This window comes from Psychrobacter sp. 16-MNA-CIBAN-0192, from assembly GCF_040309565.1.
Taxonomy (GTDB): domain Bacteria; phylum Pseudomonadota; class Gammaproteobacteria; order Pseudomonadales; family Moraxellaceae; genus Psychrobacter.
Window position 1 is genome coordinate 1 of record NZ_JBEOOX010000546.1, and the last position, 250, is coordinate 250.

The window sequence follows — 250 nt, forward strand, 5'->3', positions numbered from 1 at the left end:
CGCCAGGCCCGTGAGGAAGCTCACGCGCTTGCCGCTGGCCGCCAGCAGTTGCTCGCGAGCGTTTTCGTAGGTGTGGGGCTTGCCGATGATCCGGCCTTCCAGTGCCGCGACCTGATCCGAGCCAATGATTAAATGGCCAGGATGGCTGGCGGCGAGGGCACGGGCCTTTTGCTCGGCCAGGCGCTTGACCAGTTCGATGGCGGACTCATCCGGGCGGTGGCTTTCGTCGATATCCGGCGAGCTGCAGGTG

Annotated in this window: 1 protein-coding gene; it reads right to left on the minus strand. The window is 65.6% G+C overall.

Going from position 1 to position 250, the window contains the following annotated elements:
* On the minus strand, positions 1-250 hold a 250-nt coding region (locus AAEY78_RS14320), incomplete at both ends, for a Maf family protein (protein ID WP_352340095.1).